Here is a 16,571-nt window from a genome sequence, read left to right as displayed (position 1 = left end):
AATTCAACACTCACTTCCAGAAATGATGGCAACAGAGCAACACAACCTCAGGGATTCATCGCAGCCACCAGTTGGAAACGGGCGGGATAGGTAACCCTGTGGTTGGCTCGGGCAAGGGTGATCTCGCCGGACTCCATGGGCTCACGCAGGACTTCCAGGCAGTGACGGTTGAACTCGGGTAGCTCATCCAGGAACAGTACACCACCGTGCGCCAGGGAGACTTCGCCTGGCCGGGGCCGGCTGCCTCCCCCAACCAGTGCCACCGCAGTGGCACTGTGATGCGGGCTGCGAAATGGCCGCTGAAAGCACAGCGATTGGCCGGACAGTCCGCTGTGAACATCGCGCAATGCCAGCCCCGCCAGTACTTCATCGGCACTAGGTGGCGGCATTATGCCTGGTAGCCGACTGGCCAGAAGGGTTTTTCCGGTACCGGGTGGGCCCCAGAAGAGCAGGTTGTGACCGCCGCTGGCGGCGATTTCCAGTGCGCGCCGCGCGCCGTGCTGGCCGATGATATCGCGCAGATCCGGGTAGTTGGGGTCGGCGACAACGCGCTCGGGTCTTGCGCCAATAATGGTCGCGCTGCCGTTGAGGTGGGCGCACAGTGTGAGAACATCGGGTGCGCCGATAACCCCGGCACCGGGCACATGGGCTGCCAGAGAAGCGCTGCCGGCGGCAACGACTAGCTGACGCCCCGCGCGATGGGCGGCATCGGTAGCGCAGACCACGCCGGGCACCGCGCGAAGGCTGCCATCCAGCGCCAGTTCGCCGAGGAACTCGTGCTGCCCCAGCTGATCAGGCGGCACCTGTCCCGAGGCACACAGAATACCCAGCGCGATGGCGAGATCGAAGCGGCCGCCTGTCTTGGGAAGGTCTGCCGGTGCGAGATTGACGGTGATACGCCTGTCCGGGAAGGTGAAATGCGAGTTTAGAATGGCGCAGCGAACCCGGTCCTTGCTCTCCCTGACCGCCGTCTCGGGCAGCCCCACGATATGTAAAGAAGGTAGTCCGTTCGATAAATGGGTTTCTACCCGCACCAGTGGTGCGCTGATGCCGGCCAGCGCCCTGCTGTAAACAACTGACAATTCCATGGCTCATCCTTGAGCATATATCCACTTTTACATTGTCGCCCGGGACACCTGCCGAGCGTTGCTAGGGGGCTTTGGTCAGCGTCTCCAGTTCAGCCGTCAACGCTTCCAGCTCAGACTCCAGTGTGCTGACCCTAGCTTTGGTGCGCTTCAATATCTCCAGCTGGGCGTCGAACTCCTCGCGGCTCACCATATCCAGCCGGGATAGAGCCGCTTGCGCCAGTGAGCGCACATTCTTGTCTACCTCTGTCCTGACATCACTGCCCCCGACCAGTTCGCCGACCTGCGCGAGAATTTCCCACGGGGGGGGTGGTGGTTTAAGTGCCATAGATGTATTGCCCTGCGCTGTGGTGGAGAAAGCTAAAGTCTAGTGCATTTATTGGGGCGGGCACAGCGCATGATGTAGCACCATATTGGTGCATTGCACCACAGGTGTGCTTGTAACACTTGGTTCACAAGCGTGCAAATTACCAAAAAAAATTACATGTTTATGAAATATAAAGAAAAAAAATTGTTTGGCATAGACCCTGCTATGTCACAGCGACAGATTAGGAATGCGCACGAAATGCGTCCGCAGCAATAATTTGACGCTAAACCGAGTCTGTATTCTGACTTTAAACAACGGGAGTAGAGAAACATGATGAACAAAAAACTAGTATCAGCAGCAGTCGGTACCGCACTTTTGGCCGGCATCGGTGCAACATCTGCACAGGCATTCGACATCAGTGCGAACGTTGCCATCGTATCGGACTACCGCTTCCGCGGTATCACGCAAACCGGTAAGGACGCGGCCGTACAAGGTGGCTTTGATGCATCCTTTGAGCCTGGCTTCTACATCGGTACCTGGGCTTCTTCAGTAGATTTTGGCGATGTCACCGACGGTAGCGGCAGCTACGGCACCATGGAAATTGACTACTACGCAGGTTGGTCAGGCCCCATTGGCGATACCGATTTCGGTGTTGATGTAGGTTACTACTACTACCAGTACCCCGGAGACACCGTTGATCCCAAAGGTGACTACGAGGAGTTCAATGTCACTGGTTCCTGGAAAGATCTTTCTGTCGGCGTGACCTACTCGGATGACTTTTACGCCAAGACCGGCAAGTACTGGTACTACGCGGGTGACTACAGCATGACCTTCTTCGAGGATTTCTCGGTAGGATTTCACGCAGGCTACAACGATTTCGATGACGAAGGCTTTTTCGCCACGGATGAAACCAGCTACACAGACTACTCGATCACACTCGGTTACACCTTCAAGGGTGTCGATTTCTCTGTAGCGTGGGTTGGTACGGATCTCGATGATGATGATTGCTGGAACAGCGACTACTGCGATGACACCGCGGTCTTTTCCATCAGCAAAAGCCTGTAATAGTCACTAGTGTCATTGAGCCGGCCAGTGGTCTGGCCGGCTCTAACTCAGGAGAGATTTTATGAAATTGATTACGGCTGTTGTTAAGCCATTCAAACTCGACGATGTTCGCGAAGCATTGTCTGAAATAGGCGTGCAGGGAATTACTGTTACCGAGGTCAAAGGCTTTGGGCGTCAGAAAGGGCATACGGAACTGTATCGCGGCGCAGAATATGTCGTGGACTTCCTGCCCAAGGTAAAAATTGAGGTAGCCGTTGCAGACGGCGTTGTAGAGCAGACTATCGAAGCCATCACCAAGGCTGCCAACACCGGCAAAATCGGTGACGGTAAGGTATTTGTTGCGGCGCTGGAGCAAGTGATTCGAATTCGTACCGGTGAGACCGGCGAAGACGCGATCTAAATTCCCAAACGACTGTTAGTAGAGAGTATTCCCATGGAAAACACTATTTTTGAACTACAGTACGCCCTGGACACGTTTTATTTCCTGATCTGCGGCGCACTGGTAATGTGGATGGCAGCAGGCTTCGCAATGCTCGAAGCGGGCCTGGTTCGATCCAAAAACACCACCGAGATTCTCCTCAAGAACATTTCGCTTTACGCCGTAGCTTGTACGATGTACATGATATGCGGCTATGCGATCATGTACGGCGGAGATATCTTCCTTTCCACAATTACCGGTGACGGCGTCGCCGGAGCAGAAGAGCCGGCGACTTACGCACCTTCGGCCGATTTCTTTTTCCAGGTCGTGTTTGTTGCGACGGCGATGTCTATCGTCTCCGGTGCAGTGGCTGAGCGGATGAAGCTGTGGGCCTTCCTGGCGTTCGCGATCGTCATGACTGGCTTTATCTACCCTATGGAAGGTAGCTGGACATGGGGTGGCGAACCGGTATTCGGCATGTACACCTTGGGTGACCTCGGTTTCTCTGACTTTGCCGGCTCGGGCATTGTACACATGGCGGGTGCTGCAGCAGCGCTGGCAGGTGTATTGCTCCTCGGTGCTCGCAAAGGCAAGTACGCTGCGGATGGCTCTGTTCGGCCGATTCCCGGTGCCAACCTGCCTATGGCGACGCTCGGTACCTTTGTACTCTGGCTGGGTTGGTTCGGCTTTAACGGTGGCTCTGTCCTGGCGACCGCCAGTGTGGAAAGCGCCAACGCTGTTGCGATTGTTTTCATGAACACTAACGCGGCGGCAGCGGGTGGTTTGATTGCGGCGCTGATCGTAGCGCGCATGATGTTCGGCAAAGCCGACCTCACTATGGCGCTTAACGGTGCCCTGGCGGGACTGGTCGCTATCACTGCTGAACCTTCTACACCTTCGGCCTTGCAGGCAACTCTGTTTGGTGCGATAGGCGGTGTGCTGGTGGTCTTCTCCATCGTTGCACTGGACAAGATGAAGATCGACGATCCTGTCGGTGCCATCTCTGTGCACGGTGTGGTCGGTCTGCTGGGCTTGTTGTTGGTACCTGTCACGAACGACGGTTCCTCCTTCAGCGGCCAGATCATCGGTGCTATCACAATCTTTGTCTGGGTCTTTGTCACTAGCCTGATCGTCTGGGGCATCCTCAAAGCAGTCATGGGTATCCGTGTCAGCGAGCAGGAAGAGTACGAAGGCGTGGATGTGGCCGAGTGCGGCATGGAAGCGTACCCAGAGTTCGTGGGTGCGAGCGGTAGCGGCTGATACACGGGTAAACTTTGCGGGCGCGTCTAACGATGCGTGCTTGGGGGGCCTTTCGGCCCCCCTTTTTTTATTTCATAATACAGCTCGTCCCACAGTTGAAAACCAACGGCAAGAGGAATACATACTATGATGAAAACAAGTCTACTCGGAGCCTGCGTCTTTGCGCTGGTGATTGCGCTTTCCGGCTGCGGCGGAACGGATACCAGAACTACCGTGCAGTCGTCCCAGACACAGGGCAAGCAGTTGCTGGATCTCAAGGAGGCCTATGACAAAGGTGTGATTTCCGAGAAAGAATATGAGAGGACCAAGGAAGATATTCTCGACCAGGATTAACTCCCACTTCTTATTGATCGCTCACACAATGCAGCAGGTTTACTAGCAGCCCGCGGGCGCATTCAGTGATACTGAATCGTGTTTGGTGATCAGTCTTTAGAGACTCGCACATGGCGTGCGAGTCGGTCTTCAGATATAACCCCTGCGTATTTCGCGATATCAATTAATATCATGGCGGTAGGTCATTGACCTGTTGTCCGGTATTGAAATAGTCTGTGAGAGCAAACCAGTTCTGAAAAGGCAAACCCACTGAAAGGTGGGGACGCAAAGCAACCGGTCTTAGGGGCGCAAGCCCGATGATAGCGGAGCCGCCGGAATGGAAAGTGTCATCACTGTGTGCACTGGGGGGCTGTTGCAGCGCCCTACGCCCGCACCAAGTGCTGGAGACAGTCCAGTACCTGCCCTTCCCCCGTCTCTTCTCCCAAGCCGAATCTTTGCAGCGCTTTTCACTCACTGAGTCCAGTGGGGTTTGCCAATATCCGTCTACTGGAGAGTTAGCAGTCGCAATGAAGATGAACAGGCAAAGTGGTTTTACGCTGATCGAGGGGATGGTAACGCTGTCAGTCGTCGCTGTGTTGCTGTCGACAGGCGTGCCGTCGTTCAGTGCAATGATCAAGAACAACCGGTTGACGTCAGAGAACGATGCGCTGCGCGCTGTACTTGCCTCCGCGCGTTTTGAGGCGAAAGCGCAGCGCACGACTGTCACTGTCTGTCGCAGTACCAATGCCATTGACTGCAGTGTCGGCGATTGGGCGGACGGTTATATAGCATTTATAGATCTCGACGAGGACGGCCATCTCGACAGCGGTGAGCAGTTGCTGGAGCGCCATGCCCGGGAAAACCAGGGTGTTGCGGTCAGTTACAGCCAGGTGACAGATATCCTGCAGTTTGACAGTAGTGGTTATGCGGCTGCTGGTAATGCCACTTTTACGTTCTGCGACAATCGCGGCGCGCCACAAGCGCGAGGGCTGGTCGTTTCGGCAGTCGGTGTAATGAGAATCGCCAGAGTGTCGGAAAGCGAGGGCTCAACTCATATCGTTAAGGATCACGTTGGAAATAATGTTACTTGCAATGCCGGTTGAAAACAGCGGAGACAACATTGATGCACAACACTGTGATGCATCTCTACGATTGCGAATGCAGTGCGTGATATTGCGGGAGCTTTCCCCTATTTTGTGGCGGCGCGGTAAAGGCCGCAGGGAGACAACTGAATGACACAGTGCAGGGAGAGAGGCGTCGACGTTTTACGCAGGCGTTCCGGGTTTAAGCGAGAGAGTGGGTTCTCGATTATCGAGTTGATGATCGTACTGGTCATCGCCTCGATTCTGGTAGCGGCTGCCGGGCCAGGATTTATGGATTTGTTGGGCAATAATCGCACAATCTCAGAGGTCTACACTTTACGCGCAACGCTCAATAATGCGCGAACCGAGGCATTGGCGCGCCGGGCGTTTGTGGTGGTCTGTCCCACAACCGACGGCCAGGCCTGTTCGGGCTCGGACGACTGGTCAACAGGATACATGGCGTTTGTCGATACCGACGACGACAACACTGCAGATTCCAGTAACCCGGACGAAGAAGTTATTCAGTTTGAAAACGGGCCGCGTCCTGTCGACCTGGCATTCAGTAACGGCAATAGAGTGCGTTTCGGTGCGCAGGGCTCTGCGCTGGGTTTTGAAGGGACGTTCACATTCTGTGATGGTCGAGGTGCGGAGTACGCCAGGGGGCTCAACATTAATCCCGTGGGCAATCTCTCTGCGGCTACGGATTCTGATGAGGACGAAGACACTATTGTGAATGATGCGGATGGTGACAATGTTTCCTGCGGCTAAGCAATCCCTCTCAGCGCGCAATCGCGCCCAATCCGGGTTCACCCTGATCGAGGTTATGATCTCCGCTGTCATTCTGGCGGTAGGGGTGTTGGGCGTCGTCAGTGTGCTCGCCATGTCGAAGGTGTATCAACACGAGAGCATCCAGCGGGTTCGCGCAGTGGAGCTGGCCGACGGAATCTTTGAACGTATCCGCAGGAATCCAACTGGCGTTACCGGTTACGATACTGGCCTCGATGCCCCGCTGGGCAATGGCAGCGCGGGCGATGCGCCGGACCCCAATTGTCGCGGCGCCAGCTGCAGCGCTGTTCAACTGGCAAGCTACGACCTGTGGGACTGGGAGCGGCTGCTCGATGGTGCGGCGTCAACAGTGGATGAAGAGGGTGAAGCGGTTCCTGTAGTGGCGCTGCGGAATGTCCGTGCATGCATCGACTTCACCGCCGACGCGGGCAGGGTCAACACCGGAATCGTGGACGTGATCATTCAATGGCAGGGCGTCAGGGAGACGTCAGATGCGGTCGATGCCAGTGGCGTTGTTTGCGGCGAGGCCGGTGACGAGGACGCCACCTGGCGCCAGCTCATTGTGAGTAGTTACGTAGTTGATGAGTCAGAGCTATGAAGCGCAACAGAGCATCGTTGAAAACAGCTAAGTCGGCACAGGGTTTTTCCCTGGTGGAGCTGATGGTCGCCATGTTGTTGGGGCTTATTGTCGCCGGTGGAGCCAGCGCTGTTTATCTGGCTTCCAAACAGTCGATGACGGAAACTGAACAAGTGGCCGGCCTTTCAGAAAATGGCCGGTTTGCGTTGCAACTTATCGCTAATGCAACGCGTCATATCGGTTTTTACGGTGGTGCCAGTCCGACCGATATCCGCTGGGATGCCTCTCTGGGTGCCGTTGCCGATGATTGCTCCGGCGACGCGCGGGCGTATGACACTGCAAACTCAATTTTTGCGGTCCGCGCTACGAGTGCAACGGTTCTGGGCTGCATCACGGACGCCGTTCCCAACACGGATGTGCTGGTTATAAAGGGAGTTGAGCCCAACCCCCAGTGGGATGCTGACCCCGAAGATCCTCTGGCTGAGCTCAATGGCAGGATTGACTTCCCCGCCGGTGCCTGGAGCTCGGAGGAGGTGTACGTCATCTCCAACGGCGAGGCTGGTCTTCTGCTGGATGGGGCTGATGGGGTAGACACGCCGCCAGATGTGGGAGAGGGCAGCGAGTTTGCGTTCGGCACGGCATGGCCCTACCGATTGCAGATATTTTATGTGCGCGCGGGAGACACGCCGACGCTGGCTCGCAAGGTGCTGGTCTGGGATGGCACGGCCGGGGCAATGAAGGTCGAAACGCAGGATCTGGTGCCGGGTGTGGAGAATATACGCTTCCTGTTCGGCTACGACAGCGTGGGCGACGGCAGGGTGGATACGCTCTCCAATTTGACAGAGGTCAACTCAGCTGACGCGTGGTCGCAGGTGATTTCACTACAGGCCTTCATTCTGTTGCGCAGTGAATTGCCAGATCCAGGCTATGACAACGAAAAATCCTACCAACTGGCGGATCTACCGCCGATAACGCCGGCAGACAATGTACGCCGGATTCTCCTGCACTCCGATATGGTCATGCGCAATCAAAGACTGGTCCTGAACGGGGGGTCATTTCAATGACAGGCTTTAAGAACAATGCTTCGAACCAGCGCGGAGTCGCGCTTGTCACTGTGCTGCTTTTTCTCGTGGTCGTCTCTTTTCTCGCCGTTACCTCTGCGCAGAACAGTGCTCTGGGCATGAAAATGTCAGGCAGTATGCAGGATTCATATGTATCTTTTGAGGCGGCTGAGGCCGGTGCATACGCGGCGCTGGGGCTGGCCGGTAGCGCAGCGGATCCGTTCAAGCGGCAGGCCAAGGTCGAGCATCCATTCGCGGACCTTGATGTCCACCCTCTGCGTAATCAGGCTGATGAGGTAGACGATATCCCGGTAGATGTCGATGTGTTGCTCCTTTCCACGCAGCGCGCCTGTCCGCGTCCCCCGGAGGGCCGCGGCGGGTCGAGTGTGGCGGTGTTCGACTGCGACTATTATCAGGTGGAGTCCGAACACGATGTTGCGGGGCGGGCAAGAACACAGGTCAAGCTCGGCGTGGTAAAAACAGTGATTGGTAGTACCTGAAAAGCCATTGGATAAACGGATTAGTTGTCCCGGGGACAGTAGCATGCATAGCACAGTGGAAAGAATGTTTAAACTTGCGCCTTGTCTGGTCGTGCTCGCATTGATGGGCCTCGTATTCCCCACCCTGGCTGATGACACTGAAATCTATCAGGCTGAATACGACACGAGCAGTAGCGGCGCACGGGCAAAAGTACTGATCGTCTTCGATGATTCCGGCAGTATGAGTACGATGGTGGAGCAACAGCGCCCGGACTATGATCCCAATGAAACCTATGATGTTAGCGTGTCTGCTGACAGGGTTTACTGGTCTACCGATGGCAGTACACCGTCAGCCAACAGCGACAACTATTTCCTGGCCTCTAAAAACCGTTGTGCCTCCTCCTATGATTCGCTGGACGAAGAGGGCAGGTTCACCGCCGAGCGTGCGAGACGCTGGGTCGATTCCACCGTGCAACAGGGACAGTGCAGTTATGAGTGTCCGGCCGGTACAGAGTATCGAAACCTTCCAGGACAGAATAACGATGGCTGCTATGAGTGGACAACTACCAATGTACCGGTGACCAAACTGGTCTACTCCCGCAATGATTCCAGCAATCGCTGTAGCGGTAATCTGACCTACGTAGACTACGGCGGCGGTGATGCCTGTTACGAAGAGGTGGCGTCCAGTGACTACGTGGGCGGCTGGATAGAGCGGTCAAACGACTACAGAAACAGCTGCTACGGTGGTACTACCTACCTGTACGTGGACCCACAGGGTGGCAACAATGCATACGATGCCTGCTTTGAATACGTGACAGCGCCGGAATTCACGCAGGAGACAGATTGGGTGTGGTACGGCCCCCGGGAGCAGGTGTGTGAAGAAGATACCGATGTGCCCGGGTCTTGGCAGAGCCTCAGCAGCAACGTGCACTCGCCGACGCATGTCGAATGTCGCGATGATGTGACCAATAGTAATGACGGCAATGGCAGCGGCCAGGGCAGCGGCTACCCGCAGAATAATGTTCTGAACGGCGAGGAGTACAGTTCCAACCCCGATGCCACTGTGCAGTGGGGTAGTTCCCCCTATACGTTTTTCACCTCGCATTATATGAACTGGTATCACGACGACAGCCTGGTTGAAGCCCGCTCCAGACTGGATATCGCGCAGGATGTGATATCTACCATTATTGCCACCAATACCGGTATTGATTTTGGCTTGATGGAGTTCAACTACGACGAGGGCGGTCGGATTGTAAACCGCATTATTCCCGATATGACAGCTGCGCAGCGCACCAATCTCATCAGCAAGGTTAATCTGATGGATCATGCTGGCAGTACGCCCATGTGTGAATCGATGTATGAGGCGTTTAACTATCTCGCGGGCAGGGATGTCGAGTATGGCAATTCGGCTCAGAGTGGTAGTGACAGCCGGGGTGAATACGATGTGCTTTCAAAAGACTCCCAGGCGGAATCTGGCGGGAAGTACATCACGCCTAATACCGAATGTGCGTATACCTACGTCATACTTATGACCGATGGTTTCCCGCAGAGAGATACCGGCGCCAACCAGCGCATCAAGGATATCACCGGGAGAAGCTGCGATACCTATGAGGATGCGGATGGCAACGATACAGAAAACTGCCTGCCGCAACTCACGGAGTATATGGCAAACAACGACCTGGCACCCAATACCGACGGCGACCAGTTCGGCGTTACCTATACCATCGGCTTTGCCACCGACCAGGAGCTGCTCAAGGATGCTGCTGAAAAAGGTAAAGGCGAGTATTACAAGGCTGATAACGCAGAGCAGCTGACAGAAGCTTTCCAGGGCGCGATTGTGGGAATTCTCTCAGAGGCCACCACATTTACCTCTCCGGCGGTCGCCGTTGACACGTTCACTCGGACTCAAAGCCGCGATGAAGTCTATTACGCCATGTTTAAACCGGGTTCCTCCGTAGACTGGATAGGGAATATCAAAAAGCTGAAACTTGATTCCGATTCGGTCCTGATAGATTCAGGCGACAAGGCGGCACTGGACCCGATCACAGGGGACATTAAGCCATCGGCATCGACGTTCTGGAGCGTGGGTGTGGATGGCGCGGATGTCGATAAGGGTGGTGTGGGTGCACTACTGGCCGTGCGAGATCCGGCTACACGGGTGCTCAAGAGCAACACCGGTACGAACGGTGCACTCGAAGCATTGAATACCACGAATTTTGACGCCAATGCGCTTGGCCTGCCGTCGAATAGTGCACTCTACAGCCTGCTGGGAGCGTCCACCCAATCCGCATTCAACCAGCAAATTGCCTGGGCGCAGGGGTATGATGCCTATGACAAGGACGGAGATGGCATTACCAATGAGCCCAGAAGCTGGGTTCTGGGTGATATTCTGCACAGCCAGCCGCTGGTACTCAATTATGGTGCGCTCGGTGATGCCACTGAAGATGATCCCGATCTACGGTTACTGGTGGGATCCAACTCCGGTTTTGTACACATGTTCGATAACGATGACGGCGCCGAGGACTGGGCATTCTTTCCGAAAGAGCTGGCGGAGATTCTCCCCGAGCGCAGAAGGAATGCCACCTCCAGTGACAATATTTACGGCATGGACCTGACGCCGACAGCCTATACCTACGACAGCAATAATGACGGCACGCTCGATTCATCTGAGGGTGACAAAGTCTGGGTTTACCTGGGTATGCGCAGAGGCGGAGACGCATATTATGCGCTGGACATCTCCAATCCCGACAGTCCCTCCTTTATGTGGCAAATCGACAGCAATACAGCGGGCTTTAGCGAGTTGGGCCAGACCTGGTCGCAGCCGGTCACCACAACAATACCCGGCTATAAGGATAACAACGGTGTCAGAAAACCGGTGTTGATCTTCGGGGCTGGCTATGACACCGCCAAAGATGCATCCGGCGTGGGAACTGCAGATCAGTACGGCAGAGGGATATTTATCGTCGATGCCCAGACGGGAGCACTGATATGGAGCGTGACGCCCGCGGCCAATAGTGCCACCAACTTGTCTGAGCCGGGCCTGCTGCACTCCGTGCCGGGGGGGGTTACCGCACTTGACAGTAACGGCGACGAGATGACCGACAGAATTTACTTCGGTGATACGGGCGGCAACCTCTGGCGTGTTGATATGCCTGGCTCATCGCGCCCCGACCCCAGCCAGAATACCTGGCAGATCACCAAGTTGGCAGATGTAAACAACGGTACTGCCGCGACCGACCGGCGCTTTTTCAACGCTCCTGATGTTGTGCGTATCCGCCTTGGAGGGGTGGCTGTGGATGCCGTTATGATCGGTACGGGCGACAGGACCAACCCCAATGCTATCGATGTAGAAAATCACATGTACATGATCAAGGATCTCGCGGTGTCGACGTACACTACCGCGCGGCCGAACAGCTCTACCTGTGCGCTGGAAGAGACGGTCGACTTTCGCTGTAACTTGCCGCTGACGGTCGGCGATTTCTATGACATCACCGACAATGCCATTGTCAACGGCACTGACGAAGAGAAGACCATCGCGATCGATGCCCTCAACAGTGCGCATGGCTGGCGTTATGAATTCACCAGTAATGGCGAGAAGAGTCTTGCCAAGACGGTTACCATCAACGGCAAGGTTTACGTGCCGACATTCACCCCGGCCAGCCTTTACAACGACATTAACTCGTGTGAGCCACAGTCGGGCACTGGACAGATGTATGTGTTCGACCTCTATAACGGGGATCGCAATGTCATTAATCTCGGTTCGATCATTCCCAATGCGGTATCACTGCATTTCTCTGAGGACGGTGCAATCCATGTGCTACTTCCACCGGGTGCACCAGCTTCAAGCATTGGGCACCCTGCTACAATTGAGTGTGCGGGTGGTGTCTGTGATATCAACGAGTCAATGCGGGCTCCCTATGGTAACTTCTGGTACCAAGAGGAGTACTAATGATTCACCCGAGCATGCATAAGCGTAGCCACAGAAGCACCAACCGCGGATTCACACTGATTGAAGTGATGATTGTCGTCGTTATTGTCGGCGTGTTGCTGGGGATAGCGCTTCCCGGTTACCAGAGCAGTATGGAGAAAGGTCGGCGCTCCGATGCCAAGTCCGCACTGCTGGATGCCGCGAATAGGCAGGAGCAGTATATGATGGACCGGGGAACCTATACAGAGGATTTGGAGGATCTTGGTTACGACGATCCCGCTGTTTCGCCGGACGGCCACTACAGCTTGACGGCCGATGCCTGTGATGGCGGGTCTATCGCCCGTTGCTTTGTGCTTGCCGCAACACCGATAGAAGGTATGCCCCAGGCATACGATACGAGCTGTACTAAATTCGAATTGGGTTCAGATGGTTCGAAATTGTCGGAGCCTGACGAAGAAAACTGTTGGTAGAAAGGTATAAAGAGGTGGGACCAATGCTGAACATCATATCTGTGCTACTGCTCACAATGTCAATGGGTATCAGCACGGCAGCCCTCGCCGAACGGCAGTGGCCGGAAACGACCTACGCCTGTCAGGTCATCACGAATTCCGAGGCGCAGGGTTTAGTGAGCATGCAGAGCCTGTCCCTGCAGGATGCTGAGTCTGGTGCAGTAGGAAAGCTGGCAATAACGCTCGCCGGTAATAAAGGGGTTGCTGCCAGCGTCAAGCAGTGTATCGAGGAGCGGTCGGGGGCAACATTCACTGATTCCAGCTTTCAGGGCTGGTACGCGAAGCTCGACAAATAGTTGAACCGGCAGCTCTGTCGGAACTCGGCAATCCAAATCTGCTGTAAGATCTTCAGGCGAACCCCGGAATAGGGGTTATGCGCCAGTGCTGCGTTAACGCCGCGGCAGTGGAGCCCCCGGGAAGACAAAGCGAACCTATACCCGAGAGTGAAAGCTGTCGATAACCTTCGGCAGTTCTCGCAGACTCCCGATCTCCCGATCTGCCGGTTGACCACCAGGCCATGTCGCGCGGCGGCCGTTCACCCAAACAGTATGCATGCCGACCTCCTGTGCACCCTGTACATCGTGCACAGGATCATCGCCCACATGCACAATATTGACGGCTTCCAGTCCGGTATGACTGAGCGCAGCATGAAACATATCCGGGTGTGGTTTGCTGGCGCCGATGTCCTCGGCCAGGAACGCGAAATCAAAATATTCACCCGCGTCGGTTTTGTAGATATCGGCATTGCCGTTGGTGAGTGCGCCAAGTGTGTAGCGTTTGGCCAGTTGTTCGAGTACGCCGAGCGCCTCGTCGTAGAGCACCACCTTGCGCCGTTCCTGCAAAAAAATATCGAATGCCTGTTCCGCTCCGCTGCGGGCCTCCGACTCGTTATAATCCGCGGCGATCAATAATTCGTACAGGGTCTGGATGCGCATCTTGCTGACGTGGTGCGCCAGTTCGGGGTGACGTTTCCATACCGACTTCTTGAATTCAAACAGCGCGTCGTGATCCAGCGCTTCCACCGCACCCGGCCGATGCAGCTTCAGCCAGTTCTGCTGGGCCTCTTCCGCCCGCAGCAACGCCGGTTCTACATCCCACAGTGTGTTATCGAGGTCGAAGGTGATAACAGAGATGGTCATATCAGTCGCCCTTGCGGCGTTTGGCCCGGGGGTGGGCGTTATCATAAACTTTAGCCAGGTGCTGGAAATCCAGATGCGTGTAGATCTGGGTGGTAGAAATATTGGCATGCCCCAGCAGTTCCTGTACCGCGCGCAGGTCGCCGCTCGATTCCAGCATGTGGCTGGCGAAAGAGTGCCGCAGCATGTGGGGGTGCACATCCTGGCGCATGGCGGCCTTGCGACCCTGCAATTTGAGGCGCTCCTGTATATTGCGCACACTGATTCTACGACCGCGATTACTGGTAAACAGCGCGCGACAATCCGGCCCGCCTGCACTGGCCGGGGGGCGAACGTCCAGCCAGCGTGCAATGGCCTGCAGCGCGACAGAGCCCACCGGTACCGTCCGGGTTTTTCGACCCTTGCCGGTGACGGTTAACAGTTTGGAGTGCGGGTCGATGTCGTCGATCTCTATCGAGGCCAGCTCCGCCAGACGCAGTCCCGCACTGTAGAATAATTCGGCGATGGCACTGTCGCGCCGGGCCGTGATCGAATCGGAGTCGAATGACAGGTATTTGTTTACCTGATCGACATCCAGTGTTTTCGGCAATTTACGCGGTTTGCGCGGCGCCTGTACGCTGGCGGCCGGGTTGCGCAGGATGCCGTTTTCACGTCCCAGAAAGTTATAAAATGAGCGGGTAGCAGACAGGCTGCGCTGGATGCTGGCTCCGGCGAGCCCGCGGCGATGCAGTTGGCTTGCCCAGGCGCGAATATCGGCTTCGACCAGTTCGTCAATACTGTCTTTGCCTGTCGTATTGCAAAAGCGCTCTAACGAGGTCAGGTCGCGCTGATAATTGCTGATGGTATGCGGCGAGAGTTGCCGCACGTCGCGCAAATAGTCGAGGAAGCGCGTCGCAGCCGCCCCTAGTGGAACGTCCTGCTCGGGCGTATCGTACACAGTGGCCTCAATCGCTCTCCGTGTGCATGCGCGCTAACAACTTCACCATCACGTCGGCGATATGCGACAGGAACAGTGTGCCCGTCGTATTGTTATAGCGGTTCGCATCGGCGCTGCCAACGGCGATCAAGCCGATAGGCTCACCATCGGATGATTTGTCGAAGAGCGGCATTATAGCTGCGGAGCCGATTTCGGCGCTCTGGGCAAACAGAAACGTCAGTTCTTCCGTGCGCAGCGTGCCACAGACTGCTTTGTGGCCGCGAAAGAGTGAGCCGATCGCGCGTTTTACGGCGTCCCGGGGTTCAGTGCGCCAGCCCTCTTTACTGCTGGTGTCGCCGTACAGGATCATACTGGCTAGACCGATCTGGAAATCATCTTTCATGGAGTGCATAAAAATACTGTACAGGCTCTCTATCGTGTCGGCATCCAGCAACTTTAGTACCAATGAGCGGGTCTGTTCGTACAGTATGTCGTTGTCTTTGGCATTGGCGGTGAGTGTTTTAAGTCGCTGGCGAATCTCCGTATTGCGCTCACGCAACACACTGACCTGTTTTTCGACCAGCGATATCGCGCTGCCGGAGGCGTGCGATACGTGGAGGTAGTCCAGCATATCGGGATTTCGCTGGAAAAAATCGTCATGGTTTTTGAGGTATTCGCGCACGGTCTCGTCGTTAAGCCCCGCTTCGCTGGCTTGCTCCGCTGCTATTTCCACCGCTGCTTCCCGGTTTTTGCTCGCTGACATTAGTGCTACCTCTCACTGCTGTAGGTTGGCCCCACTGGCGGGGCCTCAGATTTTAATCGCGCCTTCGAATACGATTGCGGTGGGGCCCGTCATCATCACGGGGTGACCCTCGCCCGCCCACGATACGGAAAGCTTACCCCCCGGCAGTCCAACTGTCACGGATTCGCGTAACCAGCCGCGAGTAATACCGTACACGACGGCTGCGCAGGCTCCCGTACCGCAAGCGAGAGTTTCGCCCGCACCGCGTTCGTAGACACGCAGACGAAGCTCCCTCTCCGAGACAAGCTGCATAAAGCCTGCGTTTACCTTTTTCGGGAAATCGGGATGCGACTCGATTAGCGGTCCCAGCCGCTCGACGTCGGCCTGCACGGTGCTGTCGACGCGCAGTATTGCATGTGGATTACCCATGGACAGTGCGCCAATCTCCAGTGATTGCCCGTCCACCTGCAGTGTATAGCTGGGCGCTCTGGCATCGGCCCGCAACGGAATATCGGCGGGTTCAAAGTGCGGGGCTCCCATGTTCACTTCAACATCATGGTTGGGGCGAACGCGCAACTCGATCACACCGGAGCAGGTCTCGACGCTGATGACTTTTTTCGTCGTCAGCTTTTTCTCGCGCACAAAGCGGGCGAAACAGCGTGCGCCATTGCCACACTGTTCAACTTCGCCGCCGTCGGCGTTGAAGATGCGGTAACGAAAATCGACATCCGGGCTCTGCGGTGGTTCGACCACCAACACCTGATCACAACCTACGCCGAAATGCCGGTCCGCCAGTTTGCGCACGTCTCGGGGGCGTATTTTGAAATGCTGGCTGATCAGGTCGATGACGACAAAGTCATTCCCCGTACCGTGCATTTTTGTGAACTTTACTAACATACATTCCTATC

The 16,571-nt window shown here is 55.8% G+C and carries 17 protein-coding genes, 1 pseudogene and 1 riboswitch; of the genes and pseudogenes, 12 read left to right on the top strand and 6 right to left on the bottom strand.

Annotated elements, in window-relative coordinates:
• Positions 1–50: 50 nt before the first annotated feature.
• Together AC0L6S_RS14685 and AC0L6S_RS14680 are read right to left on the bottom strand one after the other, a co-directional pair.
• Positions 51–1,088: pseudogene (locus AC0L6S_RS14685) on the bottom strand (YifB family Mg chelatase-like AAA ATPase); the annotation flags it as partial.
• 61 nt (positions 1,089–1,149) lie between these two features.
• Positions 1,150–1,413 carry an accessory factor UbiK family protein gene (locus AC0L6S_RS14680; protein WP_473424819.1) on the bottom strand — a complete coding sequence of 88 codons (264 nt, stop codon included), beginning with the start codon at positions 1,411–1,413 and terminating at the stop codon, positions 1,150–1,152.
• Positions 1,414–1,722: 309 nt separating this feature from the next.
• On the opposite strand from AC0L6S_RS14680, the gene AC0L6S_RS14675 reads away from it, so the two are divergent.
• The 12 genes from AC0L6S_RS14675 (at position 1,723) to AC0L6S_RS14620 (ending at position 13,165) form a co-directional block, all read left to right on the top strand.
• Complete coding sequence (locus AC0L6S_RS14675; protein ID WP_473424818.1) at positions 1,723–2,457, top strand: TorF family putative porin; 735 nt, start codon at positions 1,723–1,725, stop codon at positions 2,455–2,457.
• A gap of 61 nt (positions 2,458–2,518) precedes the next feature.
• Positions 2,519–2,857, top strand: a complete 339-nt coding sequence (gene glnK / locus AC0L6S_RS14670) for a P-II family nitrogen regulator (RefSeq protein ID WP_473424815.1) — start codon at positions 2,519–2,521, stop codon at positions 2,855–2,857.
• Between the two features lie 33 nt (positions 2,858–2,890).
• Complete coding sequence (locus AC0L6S_RS14665) at positions 2,891–4,135, top strand: ammonium transporter (RefSeq protein WP_473424813.1); 1,245 nt, start codon at positions 2,891–2,893, stop codon at positions 4,133–4,135.
• Positions 4,136–4,261: 126 nt separating this feature from the next.
• Positions 4,262–4,468 carry an SHOCT domain-containing protein gene (locus tag AC0L6S_RS14660; protein WP_473424811.1) on the top strand — a complete coding sequence of 69 codons (207 nt, stop codon included), beginning with the start codon at positions 4,262–4,264 and terminating at the stop codon, positions 4,466–4,468.
• Between the two features lie 229 nt (positions 4,469–4,697).
• Positions 4,698–4,784, top strand: a riboswitch (cyclic di-GMP riboswitch).
• Positions 4,785–4,974: 190 nt separating this feature from the next.
• On the top strand, positions 4,975–5,550 hold the full coding sequence (locus tag AC0L6S_RS14655) for a GspH/FimT family pseudopilin (protein ID WP_473424809.1): 576 nt from the start codon (positions 4,975–4,977) through the stop codon (positions 5,548–5,550).
• Between the two features lie 129 nt (positions 5,551–5,679).
• Positions 5,680–6,297: a GspH/FimT family pseudopilin gene (locus AC0L6S_RS14650; protein ID WP_473424807.1), complete on the top strand. Its 618-nt coding sequence runs from the start codon at positions 5,680–5,682 to the stop codon at positions 6,295–6,297.
• Positions 6,281–6,913, top strand: a complete 633-nt coding sequence (gene pilV, locus AC0L6S_RS14645; RefSeq protein ID WP_473424806.1) for a type IV pilus modification protein PilV — start codon at positions 6,281–6,283, stop codon at positions 6,911–6,913. The genes AC0L6S_RS14650 and pilV overlap by 17 nt, the downstream gene beginning before the upstream one ends.
• Positions 6,910–7,956: a PilW family protein gene (locus AC0L6S_RS14640; protein ID WP_473424805.1), complete on the top strand. Its 1,047-nt coding sequence runs from the start codon at positions 6,910–6,912 to the stop codon at positions 7,954–7,956. Before pilV ends, AC0L6S_RS14640 begins: the two co-directional genes overlap by 4 nt.
• Complete coding sequence (locus AC0L6S_RS14635) at positions 7,953–8,453, top strand: PilX N-terminal domain-containing pilus assembly protein (protein ID WP_473424804.1); 501 nt, start codon at positions 7,953–7,955, stop codon at positions 8,451–8,453. Before AC0L6S_RS14640 ends, AC0L6S_RS14635 begins: the two co-directional genes overlap by 4 nt.
• A 43-nt stretch (positions 8,454–8,496) precedes the next feature.
• The gene (locus tag AC0L6S_RS14630) at positions 8,497–12,381 is read left to right on the top strand and encodes a pilus assembly protein (RefSeq protein ID WP_473424801.1); all 3,885 of its coding nucleotides are present in this window, start codon (positions 8,497–8,499) and stop codon (positions 12,379–12,381) included.
• On the top strand, positions 12,381–12,830 hold the full coding sequence (locus tag AC0L6S_RS14625) for a type IV pilin protein (RefSeq protein WP_473424800.1): 450 nt from the start codon (positions 12,381–12,383) through the stop codon (positions 12,828–12,830). The genes AC0L6S_RS14630 and AC0L6S_RS14625 overlap by 1 nt, the downstream gene beginning before the upstream one ends.
• 23 nt (positions 12,831–12,853) lie before the next feature.
• Positions 12,854–13,165, top strand: a complete 312-nt coding sequence (locus tag AC0L6S_RS14620; protein WP_473424798.1) for a hypothetical protein — start codon at positions 12,854–12,856, stop codon at positions 13,163–13,165.
• 135 nt (positions 13,166–13,300) lie between these two features.
• Here AC0L6S_RS14620 and AC0L6S_RS14615 read toward each other — a convergent pair whose 3' ends face one another.
• The 4 genes from AC0L6S_RS14615 to dapF are packed head-to-tail and all read right to left on the bottom strand — an operon-like array spanning position 13,301 to position 16,560.
• Positions 13,301–14,008: an HAD family hydrolase gene (locus AC0L6S_RS14615; protein WP_473424797.1), complete on the bottom strand. Its 708-nt coding sequence runs from the start codon at positions 14,006–14,008 to the stop codon at positions 13,301–13,303.
• 1 nt (position 14,009) lies between these two features.
• On the bottom strand, positions 14,010–14,942 hold the full coding sequence (gene xerC / locus AC0L6S_RS14610) for a tyrosine recombinase XerC (RefSeq protein ID WP_473424795.1): 933 nt from the start codon (positions 14,940–14,942) through the stop codon (positions 14,010–14,012).
• A gap of 7 nt (positions 14,943–14,949) precedes the next feature.
• Complete coding sequence (locus AC0L6S_RS14605; RefSeq protein ID WP_473424793.1) at positions 14,950–15,684, bottom strand: DUF484 family protein; 735 nt, start codon at positions 15,682–15,684, stop codon at positions 14,950–14,952.
• Positions 15,685–15,729: 45 nt separating this feature from the next.
• Entirely contained in the window at positions 15,730–16,560 is an 831-nt protein-coding gene (dapF, locus tag AC0L6S_RS14600; protein ID WP_473424791.1) for a diaminopimelate epimerase, read from the bottom strand.
• Positions 16,561–16,571 lie beyond the last annotated feature (11 nt).

The organism is Halioglobus sp. D3-4, assembly GCF_055809315.1.
Note: the sequence above shows the minus strand (reverse complement) of the source record. Positions and strands in the feature narration are given on the sequence as shown.

Bases quoted from the DNA above. Each gene is read 5' to 3' on its own strand.
- AC0L6S_RS14630 (WP_473424801.1), top strand. From the start codon at position 8,497: ATGCATAGCACAGTGGAAAGAATGTTTAAACTTGCGCCTTGTCTGGTC.
- glnK (WP_473424815.1), top strand. From the start codon at position 2,519: ATGAAATTGATTACGGCTGTTGTTAAGCCATTCAAACTCGACGATGTT.
- AC0L6S_RS14615 (WP_473424797.1), bottom strand. From the start codon at position 14,008: ATGACCATCTCTGTTATCACCTTCGACCTCGATAACACACTGTGGGAT.
- AC0L6S_RS14655 (WP_473424809.1), top strand. From the start codon at position 4,975: ATGAAGATGAACAGGCAAAGTGGTTTTACGCTGATCGAGGGGATGGTA.
- AC0L6S_RS14605 (WP_473424793.1), bottom strand. From the start codon at position 15,684: ATGTCAGCGAGCAAAAACCGGGAAGCAGCGGTGGAAATAGCAGCGGAG.
- AC0L6S_RS14625 (WP_473424800.1), top strand. From the start codon at position 12,381: ATGATTCACCCGAGCATGCATAAGCGTAGCCACAGAAGCACCAACCGC.
- dapF (WP_473424791.1), bottom strand. From the start codon at position 16,560: ATGTTAGTAAAGTTCACAAAAATGCACGGTACGGGGAATGACTTTGTC.
- AC0L6S_RS14675 (WP_473424818.1), top strand. From the start codon at position 1,723: ATGATGAACAAAAAACTAGTATCAGCAGCAGTCGGTACCGCACTTTTG.
- AC0L6S_RS14635 (WP_473424804.1), top strand. From the start codon at position 7,953: ATGACAGGCTTTAAGAACAATGCTTCGAACCAGCGCGGAGTCGCGCTT.
- AC0L6S_RS14680 (WP_473424819.1), bottom strand. From the start codon at position 1,413: ATGGCACTTAAACCACCACCCCCCCCGTGGGAAATTCTCGCGCAGGTC.
- AC0L6S_RS14650 (WP_473424807.1), top strand. From the start codon at position 5,680: ATGACACAGTGCAGGGAGAGAGGCGTCGACGTTTTACGCAGGCGTTCC.
- AC0L6S_RS14660 (WP_473424811.1), top strand. From the start codon at position 4,262: ATGATGAAAACAAGTCTACTCGGAGCCTGCGTCTTTGCGCTGGTGATT.
- AC0L6S_RS14640 (WP_473424805.1), top strand. From the start codon at position 6,910: ATGAAGCGCAACAGAGCATCGTTGAAAACAGCTAAGTCGGCACAGGGT.
- AC0L6S_RS14665 (WP_473424813.1), top strand. From the start codon at position 2,891: ATGGAAAACACTATTTTTGAACTACAGTACGCCCTGGACACGTTTTAT.
- pilV (WP_473424806.1), top strand. From the start codon at position 6,281: ATGTTTCCTGCGGCTAAGCAATCCCTCTCAGCGCGCAATCGCGCCCAA.
- AC0L6S_RS14620 (WP_473424798.1), top strand. From the start codon at position 12,854: ATGCTGAACATCATATCTGTGCTACTGCTCACAATGTCAATGGGTATC.